This is a genomic window from Pedobacter lithocola (genome assembly GCF_042650845.1).
Taxonomy (GTDB): Bacteria; Bacteroidota; Bacteroidia; order Sphingobacteriales; family Sphingobacteriaceae; genus Pedobacter; species Pedobacter lithocola.
In genome coordinates, this window is sequence record NZ_JBHSBW010000011.1 from 809,156 (window position 1) to 824,008 (window position 14,853).

The 14,853-nt window shown below is 33.3% G+C and carries 15 protein-coding genes; 14 read left to right on the forward strand and 1 reads right to left on the reverse strand.

Going from position 1 to position 14,853, the window contains the following annotated elements:
- The first annotated feature begins 33 nt into the window (after positions 1–33).
- The 14 genes from ACFOWA_RS13950 (at position 34) to ACFOWA_RS14015 (ending at position 13,509) form a co-directional block, all read left to right on the forward strand.
- The gene (locus ACFOWA_RS13950) at positions 34–1,266 is read left to right on the forward strand and encodes a cytochrome c oxidase subunit II (RefSeq protein ID WP_378986118.1); all 1,233 of its coding nucleotides are present in this window, start codon (positions 34–36) and stop codon (positions 1,264–1,266) included.
- 22 nt (positions 1,267–1,288) lie between these two features.
- Entirely contained in the window at positions 1,289–3,169 is a 1,881-nt protein-coding gene (locus ACFOWA_RS13955; RefSeq protein ID WP_378986120.1) for a cytochrome c oxidase subunit I, read from the forward strand.
- Positions 3,170–3,252: 83 nt separating this feature from the next.
- Entirely contained in the window at positions 3,253–4,311 is a 1,059-nt protein-coding gene (locus ACFOWA_RS13960; RefSeq protein WP_378986122.1) for a COX15/CtaA family protein, read from the forward strand.
- Positions 4,312–4,322: 11 nt separating this feature from the next.
- On the forward strand, positions 4,323–5,231 hold the full coding sequence (gene cyoE / locus ACFOWA_RS13965; RefSeq protein WP_378986124.1) for a heme o synthase: 909 nt from the start codon (positions 4,323–4,325) through the stop codon (positions 5,229–5,231).
- Positions 5,232–5,248: 17 nt separating this feature from the next.
- The gene (locus ACFOWA_RS13970) at positions 5,249–5,815 is read left to right on the forward strand and encodes a cytochrome c oxidase subunit 3 (RefSeq protein ID WP_378986126.1); all 567 of its coding nucleotides are present in this window, start codon (positions 5,249–5,251) and stop codon (positions 5,813–5,815) included.
- 30 nt (positions 5,816–5,845) lie between these two features.
- The gene (locus tag ACFOWA_RS13975; RefSeq protein WP_378986128.1) at positions 5,846–6,553 is read left to right on the forward strand and encodes a cytochrome c oxidase subunit 3; all 708 of its coding nucleotides are present in this window, start codon (positions 5,846–5,848) and stop codon (positions 6,551–6,553) included.
- Positions 6,554–6,578: 25 nt separating this feature from the next.
- The gene (locus ACFOWA_RS13980) at positions 6,579–6,935 is read left to right on the forward strand and encodes a cytochrome C oxidase subunit IV family protein (RefSeq protein WP_378986130.1); all 357 of its coding nucleotides are present in this window, start codon (positions 6,579–6,581) and stop codon (positions 6,933–6,935) included.
- Positions 6,932–7,630: an SCO family protein gene (locus ACFOWA_RS13985; protein WP_378986132.1), complete on the forward strand. Its 699-nt coding sequence runs from the start codon at positions 6,932–6,934 to the stop codon at positions 7,628–7,630. The genes ACFOWA_RS13980 and ACFOWA_RS13985 overlap by 4 nt, the downstream gene beginning before the upstream one ends.
- A gap of 35 nt (positions 7,631–7,665) precedes the next feature.
- Positions 7,666–8,208 (forward strand): DUF420 domain-containing protein, encoded by a 543-nt coding sequence (locus tag ACFOWA_RS13990; protein WP_378986134.1) that lies wholly within the window; start codon positions 7,666–7,668, stop codon positions 8,206–8,208.
- 83 nt (positions 8,209–8,291) lie between these two features.
- Positions 8,292–8,564 carry a hypothetical protein gene (locus ACFOWA_RS13995; RefSeq protein ID WP_378986136.1) on the forward strand — a complete coding sequence of 91 codons (273 nt, stop codon included), beginning with the start codon at positions 8,292–8,294 and terminating at the stop codon, positions 8,562–8,564.
- 2 nt (positions 8,565–8,566) lie between these two features.
- Positions 8,567–8,965, forward strand: coding sequence for a DUF983 domain-containing protein (locus ACFOWA_RS14000; protein ID WP_378986138.1), 399 nt, complete (start codon positions 8,567–8,569; stop codon positions 8,963–8,965).
- A 43-nt stretch (positions 8,966–9,008) separates the two neighbouring features.
- A complete protein-coding gene (locus ACFOWA_RS14005; RefSeq protein WP_378986140.1) occupies positions 9,009–9,671 on the forward strand; it encodes a DUF2461 domain-containing protein in 663 nt (220 codons plus the stop codon).
- A 65-nt stretch (positions 9,672–9,736) separates the two neighbouring features.
- Positions 9,737–10,576 (forward strand): OmpA family protein, encoded by an 840-nt coding sequence (locus ACFOWA_RS14010; protein ID WP_378986142.1) that lies wholly within the window; start codon positions 9,737–9,739, stop codon positions 10,574–10,576.
- A gap of 149 nt (positions 10,577–10,725) precedes the next feature.
- A complete protein-coding gene (locus tag ACFOWA_RS14015; RefSeq protein WP_378986144.1) occupies positions 10,726–13,509 on the forward strand; it encodes a lantibiotic dehydratase in 2,784 nt (927 codons plus the stop codon).
- A gap of 1 nt (position 13,510) precedes the next feature.
- On the opposite strand, the gene ACFOWA_RS14020 is transcribed toward ACFOWA_RS14015, so the two are convergent.
- Positions 13,511–14,620: a sensor histidine kinase gene (locus ACFOWA_RS14020; RefSeq protein ID WP_378986146.1), complete on the reverse strand. Its 1,110-nt coding sequence runs from the start codon at positions 14,618–14,620 to the stop codon at positions 13,511–13,513.
- Positions 14,621–14,853 lie beyond the last annotated feature (233 nt).

Genomic DNA, 14,853 nt, shown 5'->3' on the forward strand with positions numbered 1-14,853 from the left:
TATATAGAAGTACAACGTACTACTTTTAAGAAAATGAGTTTAAGAAAGTTTATAACGAGTAAAACGACCGCAGCTTTAGCAGTATTATTTACTGTTTTTGCAAACACTAGCGTATTTGCGCAAGATGCAGCAGCAGGTGCTGCCGCGGCACCTAAGGTTGATATGGGAGAGGTTTATAAATCAGTAGTATTTTATATTCTGGTATTCCTTGCAATATGTTTATTTATTGCCATCATAGGTAAAGCACTTCGGGTTTATGAATTGAGCCGTGAAGCTCAGGGCAAACCTGTAGGCATTAACTGGAATAGAGTAAACTCAAGTTTATTTGCGCTATTTTTAGTTTTAGGTTTATATGGTGTGTATTGGGAATATACAGTTCATGGTTCAATGTTGCTACCTGATGCAGCATCTGTGCATGGAGAACGTATTGATAATATGTTTAATTTAACATTAATTATTACAACGATTGTATTTATCGCAACGCATATTTTGTTATTCGGATTCTCTTACATCTATAAATATTCTTCAAAAAGAAAGGCATATTATTATCCTCACAACAACACGATTGAAAAAATCTGGACTATTGTTCCTGCATTGGTTTTAACCGTATTGGTATTGATGGGATTCTTAACATGGAGATCTATTTTCTATAAAGTAGAAGACCCTAAAAACATGCCTATTCAAATTGAAATGACTTCAGAGCAATTCAAATGGTCTATTCGTTACCCAGGGGCAGATGGTATTGTTGGGCACAAAAACTATAAATTAACTACAGCATCAAATACATTAGGTATAGATTTTAAAGATTTGAAATCTAGAGATGATCAAATGGCTGATGAAATGGTTATTCCGGTTGGAAAACCAATTAAACTTCTTTTAACTAGTAAGGATGTTATTCACAGTTTTTACATGCCTCATTTTAGAGTGCAATTAAATACGGTACCTGGTATGCAAACTGTATTTGAGTTTACACCAACCATTACAACTGCAGAGATGCAGCAAAAAACAAACGATCCTAATTTTGAATATCTTTTCTATTGTGCGAAAATCTGTGGATCTGGTCACTACAATATGAAAAAGGTTGTTCGTGTGGTTTCTATGGAAGAATACAAAACATGGCTAGCTGAACAACAAACTTATTTAAACGACGATTTAAGAAAACAATTTAATTTGCCTGTTGCCCCTTCGAAAGTTGAGGCTGGAACAGATTCGGCAGCTACAGATTCCGCAGCTGTTAAAACTAACCAAATGGCTTTAAATAAATAATATACCGAAGAGCGAAAGAATTATGTCAACAATAGCACTACACGACGAACACAATCACGATCACGCTGATCACGGTCACCATAAAGAAACTTTGATATCTAAGTATATCTTCAGTATGGACCATAAAATGATTGCTAAGCAATTTTTGATAACCGGTATTATCATGGCGGTTATTGCGATGGGTTTATCAATTCTATTCCGTATCCAATTAGCATGGCCAGATAAAAACTTTCCTTTCTTAGAAACATTTTTAGGGAAATGGGCTGAAGGCGGTCGTATAAAATCTGATTTTTATCTTGCCCTGGTAACTATACATGGTACCATAATGGTATTCTTTGTATTAACTGCAGGCTTAAGCGGAACATTTAGTAATTTATTAATTCCTCTGCAAATTGGAGCAAGAGATATGGCATCGCCATTTCTAAATATGTTATCATATTGGTTCTTCTTCTCTGCGTGTGTGGTAATGATGGCTTCATTCTTCATTCAAACAGGTCCGGCATCTGGTGGTTGGACGGTTTATCCGCCACTATCAGTAATCGAAACTGCCATTCCAGGCTCTGGCTTGGGGATGACGATGTGGTTAATTAGTATGGTACTTTTTGTTGCATCATCATTAATGGGTGGTATAAACTATGTAAGTACAATATTAAACATGCGTACTAAAGGTATGGACCTTTGGAAAATGCCTTTAACTATATGGGCATTCTTCTTAACTGCAATCTTAGGTATATTATCCTTCCCGGTTCTTGTTGCTGGTGTTGTTTTAATGGTATTTGATAGAAGTTTTGGTACAAGTTTCTATCTTTCTGATATTGTTATGGGTACCAACATTTTACCAAACGAAGGTGGTTCACCAATTTTATGGCAACACTTGTTCTGGTTCTTAGGTCACCCAGAGGTATATATTGTAATTATGCCAGCATTGGGTATTTCTTCAGAAGTTATTTCGGTAAATGCTCGTAAACCAATTTTTGGATATCATGCGATGGTTTATTCATTAATTGGTATCACTGTACTTTCCTTCATTGTATGGGGTCACCATATGTTTGTAACAGGTATGAATCCTTTATTGGGTGGTGTATTTATGATTACAACCCTGATTATTGCAGTTCCATCGGCAGTAAAAACATTTAATTATCTAGCTACTCTTTGGAGAGGTAACATTCGTTTTACTCCAGCAATGTTATTTGCAATTGGTTTAGTTTCGTTCTTTATCTCTGGTGGTTTAACCGGTATTTTCTTAGGAAATGCATCATTAGATATTAACTTGCATGATACATACTTTGTTGTAGCTCACTTCCACTTAGTAATGGGTTCTGCAGCTATTTTTGGCATGTTGGCTGGTGTTTATCACTGGTATCCGAGAATGTTTGGTAGAATGATGAATGCCAAATTAGGTTATTTACACTTCTGGTTAACATTTATTGCAGCATACCTGGTATTCTTCCCATTACACTTTCTAGGTTTGGATGGTGTACCTCGTCGTTACTATGCATTCACTGAATTTGAATTCATGAAGAAATGGTTAACTGTAAATGTGTTTGTAACATGGGCAGCAATTATGGCCGCTTTAGCGCAAGTTGCATTCTTATTTAACTTTTTCTACTCAATATTTAAGGGTAAAGTTGCACCTCAAAATCCATGGGAATCTAACACATTAGAATGGACTGCACCGGTTGAACATTTACATGGAAACTGGCCTGGTGAAATTCCTACGGTTTACAGATGGCCTTATGATTACAGCAAGCCAGGACATGATGTTGATTTTATCCCTCAAACTGTACCTTTCTCTCAAACAATGAGTTCTAATTTACCTCATGATTTTGAAGGAAATGCTGAAGCAGAAAAAATACAACAAGATTGGGAATTAGCCAATCCTGTGACAGAAAATAAAGGCTAATTAGATAGCTTTAACAAATTTTTAAAGGGGTATCTGATTAAGTTTCTGCTTATCCGGATACCCTTTTCATCTTAATAGATATAATGATCAGCAGATCAGAACAACGTTTTATCAGAATTAATTTTATAACCATTATAGTTACGCTATTGGTTATACTTGCGGGAGGAATTGTGCGAAGTACGGGTTCTGGTATGGGTTGTCCGGATTGGCCAAAATGTTTTGATAGATATATTCCGCCAACAAACGTATCTCAACTTCCATCAGATTATAAGGAAAAATACGTAGCTGGAAGAATCAAGAAAAATGAAAAGTTCGCCAAGTATCTGGATGGGATTGGTAAGAAAGAATTAGCTGATAGCATACGAAACGACAAGACGATAACACTGCCTGAAGAGTTTAATCCTGCTAAAACTTGGACGGAATACTTAAATCGTTTGGTAGGTGTTGTTGCCGGTATTTTTATGTTATTAACTGCTGCATTTGCTTTTGTGTATAAGAAGACTGCAAAGCGAATATTAGTATTAAGTATTTTAAATGTTTTTGTAATCATTTTACAAGCATGGCTGGGTGCCTTTGTGGTATCAACCAATTTAACGCAATGGGTAGTTACTGCACACATGTTAATTGCTTTACTTATTTTAGCGATATCCATTTATACCTACAGCTATGCAAAGCAATTACATAAAGAGCGATCGGTAATTATGTATCGTATTTTATGGTTAAAAGGATTTTTGTTTTTTACCATACTCGTAAGTATTGCTCAGATTATCCTGGGGGCAGAAGTTAGAGAAAATGTAGATATGATTGCAAAATCACTTCTATTAAATGGAAGAGATACATGGATTGCAAAAGTTGGTAATGTTTTTAATTATCATAGAGATTTAGCAATATTAGTAATCATTACCAATGGTGTGATTTATAAAATGGTAATAGATAGATTTAGTGGAAAGGCAGCACCATTGCTAACGGCCAGATTTATATTGCTTACTTTGCTAATTCAGCTTTTAAGTGGATTTGCATTGGCATATTTATCATTACCACCTGTTGCGCAAGCATTGCATATATTATTTGCAACATTGCTATTTAGTTTACAATATTATTTGTACTTGTTGGTTTATCGTACAAGAACATATAAACAATAATAGAAAGGAAGTTGAAACAATTTTTTTCAGATTTTTCTAAACTTGTAAAATTCAGGCTATCGTTTACGGTAGTTTTCTCTGCATCAATTTCATTTTTAATTGGTCAGAAAATGCAACTTGGTAGAGGCCATATACTTTCAATTGATTGGAATAACTGGTTTATACTTATTGCAGGCGGGTTTTTAGTTACAGCTGCAGCAAATTGTTTTAATGAGATTATTGAAGTTGACTTGGATAAGTTAATGACACGTACAAAAGACCGCCCGATGCCTGCCGGTAGAATGACAACAGGGCAAGGATTGGTACTTGGTGTTTTTATGGCTTTTTTAGGCACATGGTTATTAGGGCAGCTAAATTTAGAAACAGGTTTATTGTCTGTATTCTCTATTTTGCTTTACGCATTTGCCTATACACCTTTAAAAAGGAAATCGCCCATAGCAGTTTTTGTCGGTGCGATACCGGGAGCTTTGCCACCACTTATAGGTTATTTAGCTGCTTTTGGAAGTTTAAAATCGGATTTGTTTTTAGATATAGATTATAAAATTGCAGTTATCTTATTTCTTATTCAGTTTGTATGGCAGTTTCCACATTTTTGGGCTATTGCTTGGGTTTTAGATGAAGATTATAAAAAGGCAGGTTTTAGATTATTGCCAACTAAGAAAAAGGATAAAACATCTGCCTTATTTACTTTTGTAAGTACGTTGATTTTGATTCCGGTTAGTCTGTTGCCAACATTTTATGGCTTTGGAGGATACTATATTACAGCTTTATCAATTATTGCAGGTATAATATTTAGCTGGTTGGCTTTTAAATTATTGATGAATAGAGAACTGGCTGATGCGAAGAAAGTTATGTTCTGTTCATTTTTTTACATACCCGCAGTACAGCTGGTATTAATGTTTGATTTCATAGCAAAATAATTATTATGGTTTTATCAATGGAAAATACACAAGATATATTCGACCCAAAGCCTAAGAAGTTTATTGTATGGCTTTTTGTTGTATCATCTACAATTATGTTTGGTGGCTTTACCAGCTATTATTTGGTATTTGCAGCATCAAAAGGTAAGGGGCATGGTTTAGTTTTGCCTGATGCATTTATTTACAGCACACTTTTAATTATAGCAAGCAGCGTAACACTCATGCTAGCATCAAGGGCATTAAGAAAATTAAACTTCGGTTTGCAGCGAAAAATGTTGTGGTTAACAGCTATTTTAGCCTTTGGTTTTGGTTTTATGCAGTTTGTAGCCTGGAATAGCATGGTAAATACAGGTGCAACAATGGTTGGAAACAACGCTGCAATTTCTTTTATTTATGTCGTGCCATTAATGCACTTATTCCATATAATTGCTGGTTTAGGCTTTATTTCCAGTAGTTTAGCCGGAAGTTATAAGAACATTCCTTTAGCAAAAAATAAGTTCCGTATGGAAATCACATCTATTTTTTGGCATTTTATAGATATATTATGGATATATCTGTATGTTTTTTTACTTTTGAACCGTTAAATTTGTTAACAAACTATTATACTATTTCCAATGAATTCAGTATCACAATTAGATCAAGTTAAAACCGGGCCATGGAATGGTGGTCGTTCTCCCTGGTCGGTAGAATATGGTAAAATCATGATGTGGTTTTTCCTTTTATCAGATGCTTTTACATTTTCATCTTTATTGATCTATTACGGCGCTCAACGCTTTTCTAAATCAGAATGGCCAGATCCGGATTTGGTTTTTCAATCTATACCAGGTTTAAAAGATAGCGGTGCTCCACTTGTATTTGTGGGTATTATGACTTTTATTCTGATTTTAAGTTCTGTAACAATGGTTATGGCTGTAGAGGCTGGTCATCGTAGAGCTAAAAAAGAAGTTATAGGTTGGATGGTTGCAACGATTATTGGTGGTTTTATGTTCTTAGGCTGTCAGGCTTTAGAATGGACACATCTTTTTCACGAAGGATTTGGATGGGGTAAAATTCCACCATTGGAAACATTGCATCATTTATTTACTGGTGAGGTTTCATTAGTATCAGCTCAGCAATTTTCAAACTTGTTTTTTACCATTACTGGTTTTCACGGTTTCCACGTATTTACTGGTGTTTTGATTAATATCATCATTCTAGTAATGACAATTAACGGAACTTTCGAAAAAAGAGGTCATTATTTAATGGTAGAAAAAGTTGGTTTATATTGGCACTTTGTTGACTTAGTTTGGGTGTTCGTATTCACATTCTTCTATTTGGTTTAATTTTCATTTTGTAAAAATATTTAATATGTCAGAACATTCACATTCAGCCGAAGGTCACGAACATTGCGATCATTCAGGTATGAGTAAATCAAAAATCTGGAAGGTAGCAGGAATCTTATCTTTAATTACAGCTATTGAATTTATAATCGCTCTTTGGGCAATACCTGGCGGTCATATCTCACAAGGTGTAGGTAACTATCTATATATTGCTTTAACACTAGTGAAGGCATTTTATATCGTTGCTTATTTTATGCATTTAAAGTTCGAGAAATTGGGTCTGCAATTAGCACTTACAGTATCATTCATTTTTATTATTTACTTTATTGTTTTAATGCTAATTGAAGGTGGCTTTTTAAATATTCACATGTCAACTCATTCATGAGATCATTCTCAATAAAAAAATCATTAATCCTGGTAAGCATATTGGCTATACCGGGATTTTTATTTTTCTACCTTTTGCCGCAATTCGCTAAGAATCGTTATAAGAGCCTACCAATATTTGGAGAAAAGATAGTTGCGAAAACATTTCACACTAAAAGAGGCAAAAAAATACCAGATACAATTTACCACACCGTACCCGAATTTAGTTTGGTAAACCAAGTGAATGAAACCATTAATTGGACCGCTTTGAAGGGTAAAATAGTTGTTATCAATTTATTTTACAAAGATAGTCCGCTTAAAGATGTTAATGAAAACGTTAAGAAAATTGCAGAGGGTTACGAAAGAAATCCGTTGATACGTTTTCTTAGTTTATCTGTAGATCCAAAAGACAATCCTATAAATATTAAACCTTTGGCAAGTTTTTTAAATGCTAAATCTGGTAAGTGGGATATTTTAAGTGGCGATACTTCGGTTGTATATCCTTTTATTCGTAGTGGATTAATGTTAGATATGATTTATCACGAAGAGGCTGGTAAACCAAAATTTATTTATAGTAACCAAATCGTTTTGCTAGATAATCAGCATAGAATTAGAGGTTATTATGAAGCAACCAATACTGATGCTTTAGCTAAGCTAGATGATGAAATTAAAGTTTTGGTTGCTGAAGACTTAAGAAATCTTAAAGACGGAAGGTAGTTAATGTCCCTATTAATCATAAAACCTTAAGGTATATGGAAAATAAATCAATAGAGAAAAAATATAGCATTTGGATAATTGTATTATCTATTTTTATACCGGTTGCGGTAGCTGTATTATTTATGGTTAAGCTGAAAGATTTGGGTGTTGATGTTAGTCCGCTGCCATTTCTTCCACCAATTTATGCAACCATTAATGGCATTACTGCAATTATATTGGTTGTTGCAGTAAGAGCTATTAAGAATGGTAAAGTACAGCTTCATCAAAATTTAATGAAGGCTGCAATAGGTTGCTCGTTATTGTTTTTAGTGATGTACATTGCATACCACATGACAACACCTTCTACTAAATTTGGCGGAGATGGCGCGATTAAATACCTGTATTTCTTTATTTTGCTTACTCACATTCTTTTATCAATAGCAATTATTCCTCTTGTGCTTGTAACATACGTTAGGGCTTTAGCAGAAAGATTTGATAAACATAAAAAAATTGCCAGAATTACGTTTCCTTTGTGGTTATATGTAGCAATTACCGGGGTAGTTGTATACCTAATGATATCGCCATATTACCAGTACTAACTTATACTAAAGTATTTATTTTACTGGTTTTTTATGACATAATTTTTAAACGCTTACCTACGTTTATACTTATATTTGTTGTGATGAAGAAAAAGGCATTTTATATCTTAATTATTTTTGCTTTAATATTTACGGTTGTTCCTAGGGTTAATGCGCAATGTGCTATGTGTACCATTAATGCCGAACAAGGAGTTAAAAATGGTAATACACAAGCTGCTGGTTTAAATACCGGGGTTTTATATCTATTGGCTATTCCATATTTATTATTTACAGCAGTTGGAATTTTATGGTACAAAAAATACCGTAAAAAGAATGTTCATCTCAACATGAAATCCCGACCGATAAATATGAACTAAGCATGGCAAAAAAAACTTCAAAACTGTATGCAATTGCTCATGCTAAATGTCCGCATTGCCGCAGAGGAGATGTTTTTACAGGTACCATGTACGGATTCAATATTCAACACACTAAAGAAATTTGTGCCCGTTGCGGACAAAGAATTGAAATAGAACCCGGTTATTTTTATGCAGCTATGTACGTTAGCTATGCAATGAATGTGATTGAAATGCTAGTAGTAAGTTTCGGTATTTATTTACTAGTTGGCGCTTTAGAAGACAATACATTTTGGACATATTTAATCGTTATTTTTGCCGGCTGTTTCATCATGTCTCCATTTAATTATAGGTACTCTAGGATAATTCTCCTTCACGTTTTATCACCAAATATAAAGTACAAGCCTTATTACGATATCCCGTAGTAATTAAGTTTTACTTCCCATTATTAAAAGCACCGATTTTAAGATGTTAAAGAAAGAGACGCTCGTTTTCCTAAAAAACGTTATCGAAAATAATAATAGAGAGTGGTTTGCTGAAAACAAACCAAAGTATGAAGAAGCAAAAGATGATGTTCTTGAGCTTGTAGCGAGCATAGTTCCTGAACTTTCTAAAATTAATCCATTAATATCTTCTGATACTGACCCGAAAAAATGTGTAATGCGAATTTATAGAGATGTTCGTTTCAGTAAAAACAAAGACCCTTACAAAAATAATTTTGGCATTTGGTTTTCTTCCAAAACAAAAGGAAGTAATGAACCAGGTTATTATTTACATATCCAACCTAAAAAAAGCTTTATTGCAGGCGGTTATTGGATGCCTGAACCGCCACATGTTAAATTAATTCGCCAGGAGATTGATTATAATATTGATGAATTTAAGGGTATTATAAACAATATAGAATTTAAAAATAACTTTAAACTAGGCACAGGTTCTGCCCTGAAAAATGCTCCTAAAGGATACGATCCGGCAGATCCTAATATAGAATATCTAAAACTTAAAAGCTTCGAAGCATCTATGAGTATTGATGATGAAGAATTTTTTAAGCCAACACTCGTTAATAAGTTAGTAACTTCTTTTAAAACGGTTAGTCCTTTAGTTGCATTTTTACGCAATGCTATAGATGTCTAATTTAAATTAGTTAACAAAAACATAGCTTGCTTATCAATTAAGAACCAAGCTATTCAAATAAAAATATGAAAAATACCTTTTTAGCTTTTGCCATTTTACTTCTAGCCTCAACATTTTCATCGTGTGTAATTCTTTCTCCAAAAAAATACAAGGCATTATTGGGCTCCAAAGATTCTTTATATACAGCGTTTAATGAAGGACAAATTAAAATAGAAAATTTAGAAGACGAGGTTAAAAAATTAAAAAAGGATACAACTTTAATAGCTGAAGATTTACGTGATTTACAAAGCCGATTTAATGATGTAAATGCAAATTACAGCAAACTAAAAAATAATAGTTCAACTGAAATTACAAAGTTATCTGACGATTTAGCTGCAAGAGAAAAACGATTAAAGGAAGTAGAGGAGGTTTTGCGTAAACGCGATGAAGCCACCAATCAACTAAAAGAGAAATTGCAACAAGCTTTGCTGGGTTTTACAAAAAGTGGCTTAACCGTTGATATCAAAAATGGCAAAGTTTATGTGTCTTTAATGGATAAACTTTTATTTCCATCAGGAAGTATTATTATTGATGAAAATGGTAAAAAGGCGCTTGCTCAACTAGCAAAAGTTTTAAAAGAGCAGCCCGAAATTAACATTGCCGTTGAAGGCCACACCGATAATCAAAAAGTAAATAATCTTGGTCAGATAAAAGATAATTGGGATTTAAGTGTATTGCGTTCTACTTCGGTTGTTCGGTATTTAACAGAAACTGAGAAAGTGGAAGGTGTACGCATGACGGCTACTGGTAAGGGTGAATTTCAGCCACTTGGTTTAAATACAGGTGCTGATGGAAGAAGCAAAAATAGAAGAATAGAAATTGTCCTCTCACCAAAATTAGATGAATTGTACAACCTGATAAAATAAAATACATATAATACTATGGGCCTTGCAATGAATTTGCAAGGCTTTTTTTTTGACTTAGATTTTGGCTAGCATTTTTAAAATCATATTTACGCGGTTTAATTCTATGGTATTAAATTAATCTTTGTAATTTTCGCTACTCATTTCCTTTCATGAAAGTAAAAATATATCCCGACCTAGTTTTTAGGACGCCGAAATTCTCTTATCAATCTGAACTTGTAGATTGTTGGGATGAACTAAAAGCTGCCATTTCAATTTCTTCAGAAGCCTTTTATCAAACCATTAAAGATGTAAAGGCAGATGAGTTAAGTTTACTCCCAGCGAAGGTGTTTTTTACCATTTTGAAATACTACAACAGAGCAAAATTTCGTTCAACCCCTTACGGAACTTTTGCTGGCTTTAGCATTTTAAAAGCTGCTTTAAACACAACAGAATCACAGATTGTTGTTGATGAAAAGCAAATCATTCATGAATTCATAGATTGGCCTTTTAAAAATAGTTTAACCTATTCCATTGCAGATTTGCTTAAAAACAATTGCTTGCTCTTTAGCAATAGTTCATATTATTTTACAACAACCAGTATCCGTTATATTGCTTGCACCGATGGATTATTTGAATTGGCAGAAATCGATAAGGATGATTTTGTGATTCAGATTTTAGAAGCTTGTTTAGTGCCAATTACCATAAACGAACTAATAGAAAAGCTGAACACTGGTGATAGTAAGGATGAAGTTTTTTCTTTATTGGCAGATATGGTTTCTTTTCAATTATTACTTAGTGATAATGACCCAAATATCATTGGTGATGATTATTTTCAAAGAATAGGTGTAGAATCAAAAGTAGAAATACCAAAATATTTAATAGCGGAACGGAAAGTAAACTCAGGTGGGATTGATGATAAATTGCTCAGTAATATCCCTGGATTAATTAATTTTATGCAGCATTTGCAACCCATAGAAGCTCGTGAAGCATTAACACAGTTTATAAATAAGTTCAGGAAAAAATTTGAACAAAAGGAAATTCCACTATCGTTAGCTTTAGATCCTGAAATGGGTATTGGTTATGATGAATTGGAACAAGCCAGCCAAGGTGATGATTTTGTAGCTCAATTTTATGGCAAGCAAAATAAAAAGGATACCTCATCAGATAATGTTAAGAAAAGCTTCAAAAAACTTCTAGAACCAAATAGTTTCATTTCGAAAGAAGTAATTCGGTTAGATAGGCTAAATATTCCTCTTTTGGATAAGCCAACTACAATACCAAATTCATTTAGCATGTTAATGTCTGTTGCCGACGAAACCATTTGTGTTGACCAAACAGGTGGTAGTACAGCGAATGCGCTTAGTGGGCGATTCACTTTAGCAAGTGATAAAGTATTTCAGCACTGTAAAAATATATCAAAGCTGGAGCAAGCATCAAACCCTGATGTTTTATTTTTTGATGTAGCATACATGGTAGAAACCAATGTAGATAATATTAACAGGCGTAAGTTGGTGTATGGCAATCAGCTGTCTATTTTAAATTTTGATACTTCTGAAGATCCAATTACCCTTAATGATGTTATGCTTTCGATTCAAGGCAATGAAGTGATATTAAGGTCAAAGAAATTGAATAAAAGGATAGTTCCGCGGATGGCTTCTGCTTATAATTATTCGAGGTCAGATTTATCTGTTTTTAGATTGCTATGCGATTTACAACATCAAAATATCCAAACAAATCTTTCATTCTTTATAGAAAATTTATATCCCGAATTGCCATATTACCCGAAAGTACAGTATCAAAACATCGTACTTTCTCAACAAAAATGGCAAATTAAAAAGGATAATATTGTTAAACTTTCCACCTCAGATTGTATTAAATATCTAAATAATTGTGGTGTAAGCAAATATTTTAAAGCAGGTTTATCCGACCAAACCTTATGTTTTGAACGTGATAATGATGTTGATATCAATGCCTTTATCCAATACATGCAGAAACAAAGCACTGTTTATTTGGAAGAGGTCAATCTGCCAGAAAATAGCATTGTTGTTGACGAAAAGGGAAAACCATATTTAGCACAGTTTATTCTGAATCTTTATCATGAAGAAAAAATTTATGACGGTTTTACCAAAGTTGATGAGCCTGTAACAGATGTAACCAAAATTTTTCCGCCGGGGAAGGAATGGCTTTATTTTGAAATTTATTGTCACCAACAGCGCTCTGATATACTGATGGGTGGACCAATTGCTTCTTTCATAGAAAATTATAAGACGCAAATTAAAAGCTGGTTTTTTATCAGATATAATGAAAATGGTTATCATTTACGCTTAAGATATCTATTAAATGATGCTAAGGATGGCCAAGAATTGACCGCTGCGTTTGCTGATTATTTAGCTGAGGATTTGACGGCTGGCTTGGTTTCTGATTTACAGCTTCGAACATATAAAAGGGAAACCCATAGATATGGTAGCGATTTAATAGAGAATGTTGAAAGCCATTTTTCTGTTGACAGTAAGTTCGTTTTATCTCTTTTAGAAACACCGTTCTCTGCAAATGCTAAATATAAAATAGTTGCTGATTTGATAGAGCAGCTACAAAATTCGGGTCTATTTGAGGACAAAGTTTTTGCAAATGTGATTGCAACAATGTCTCATTCATTTAATAATGAGCATAATTTAGAGCCAACGGATTTCAAAAAAATAAACGCTCAATATCAAATCTATCGAAAAGCCGATGTTGAAATATTAAACGACAACCAAAATGTTGCTTTTATTAATTTTCAACAATCTTTTATTCAAATATTAACTGAGTGTGAAGGCGCAAGAAGAGTTCAAATGTTTAGCGATTTATTGCACATGCATGTTAATCGTTTATTTAATAAAGACCAGCGTACACATGAAATGATTATTTATTATTTTCTGCTAAAGGATGTACAACGTAGAAATGCCATGAAATGATTTAATTTAATCCTGCCAAGGGATTATCAATCTCTACTTTTATTTCCGTGAAATATCGATTAATATCGTCTTTATAAAATTTAAACGAATATTTGTCTTTAAAAAAGTTGTTCAAGCGTTTGTCTATATTTTCCAATCCTACATGATGGCTTTCTAGCTCCTTCTTTTTAACTTCATTAATCATATTGATGGTAGTGATGCTTAAACTTGTTTTGTCATAGTTTATATGTACAATTGATGGTTGTGTAGAATGTGCAATATTTCCATGTTTAAACATGTTTTCTACAAGTGTAAGCAATATAAGTGGAGGAAACCGGATACCAAATAAATCACCTTCTATTTCTAAATTGAAATTGATGGTATTTGCTGTACGTAGTTTATGTAGGTTAATTAGGTGTTCAATTTGTTCTACCTCTTCACTCAAAGGAACCAATTCTGAAGCCTCTGGTCTTTTAAGCGCATATCGCATCATTTCCGAAAGATTCATTATTGCATCTGCCGCTAATGGTGCTTTTTTTCTAGCATCGTTATAAATAAAGTTTAAAGTATTAAACAAGAAGTGTGGATTGATTTGACTACGTAAAAAGTTATTTTGAGATTGCACCAAATCATTCTCTAAGGCTTGTTTTTCTATTGTATTTACCAAATTTTGTCGTTCCAGCTTTTGAACTCGTCTTCGTTCTTGTATAGAGTTCAATAGAAAAACATAACCAGTACTGAAGCCTATAAAGTATAAGGCTCTCCATAATGCTCTTAAAACATAAACTTTATTAAAAACTAGTGCGGTTTTAAAGCCTGTTCCTATTGTTTTTGCAATTAAATAATCAATTGGATAAGCTAATGCTAAATATGCAACGAGTTCCAGCAATACAAAAGGAATAATCAGCCAAATATTAAACCTTAAATTGCTATTTAGAATTTTCTGAATTCCATATGCATGTAAATAAAACAAAGAAATGTTAAGCGCATAATGAAATACATGATTTCCAAAAGTACTCCAGATTCCAAAGATCAGACCAGTGATAAATACTTCATATATTATGAAAAAAGCCCAAGCTTTTACATGAATGTTATTTCGGTTATACCAATTTTTTATTTTATGAATGTTCATTTAAATGGGTTTTATCTACTAAAACAGAGGTTTTATCTGTAAAAAGAGCATGTTTGTGTAAAAATTTCGGACTGCCTTCTTTTTCGCCGCACCTTTACATCAGTTAATCAAAACAACAATAATTTAATAAGGCACAGAATAATATATTATATGAAAGCGCAAATCACAACAAAATTAAAAAAGAACACTGCATTTGTTTACAAAAATGTAAAAGGTCAAAACAACTTCAGTAC

Coding starts and splice junctions, on each gene's coding strand:
- ACFOWA_RS13950 (WP_378986118.1), top strand. CDS start 34: ATGAGTTTAAGAAAGTTTATAACGAGTAAAACGACCGCAGCTTTAGCA.
- ACFOWA_RS13955 (WP_378986120.1), top strand. CDS start 1,289: ATGTCAACAATAGCACTACACGACGAACACAATCACGATCACGCTGAT.
- ACFOWA_RS13960 (WP_378986122.1), top strand. CDS start 3,253: ATGATCAGCAGATCAGAACAACGTTTTATCAGAATTAATTTTATAACC.
- ACFOWA_RS13970 (WP_378986126.1), top strand. CDS start 5,249: ATGGAAAATACACAAGATATATTCGACCCAAAGCCTAAGAAGTTTATT.
- ACFOWA_RS13975 (WP_378986128.1), top strand. CDS start 5,846: ATGAATTCAGTATCACAATTAGATCAAGTTAAAACCGGGCCATGGAAT.
- ACFOWA_RS13980 (WP_378986130.1), top strand. CDS start 6,579: ATGTCAGAACATTCACATTCAGCCGAAGGTCACGAACATTGCGATCAT.
- ACFOWA_RS13985 (WP_378986132.1), top strand. CDS start 6,932: ATGAGATCATTCTCAATAAAAAAATCATTAATCCTGGTAAGCATATTG.
- ACFOWA_RS13990 (WP_378986134.1), top strand. CDS start 7,666: ATGGAAAATAAATCAATAGAGAAAAAATATAGCATTTGGATAATTGTA.
- ACFOWA_RS13995 (WP_378986136.1), top strand. CDS start 8,292: ATGAAGAAAAAGGCATTTTATATCTTAATTATTTTTGCTTTAATATTT.
- ACFOWA_RS14000 (WP_378986138.1), top strand. CDS start 8,567: ATGGCAAAAAAAACTTCAAAACTGTATGCAATTGCTCATGCTAAATGT.
- ACFOWA_RS14005 (WP_378986140.1), top strand. CDS start 9,009: ATGTTAAAGAAAGAGACGCTCGTTTTCCTAAAAAACGTTATCGAAAAT.
- ACFOWA_RS14010 (WP_378986142.1), top strand. CDS start 9,737: ATGAAAAATACCTTTTTAGCTTTTGCCATTTTACTTCTAGCCTCAACA.
- ACFOWA_RS14015 (WP_378986144.1), top strand. CDS start 10,726: ATGAAAGTAAAAATATATCCCGACCTAGTTTTTAGGACGCCGAAATTC.
- ACFOWA_RS14020 (WP_378986146.1), bottom strand. CDS start 14,620: ATGAACATTCATAAAATAAAAAATTGGTATAACCGAAATAACATTCAT.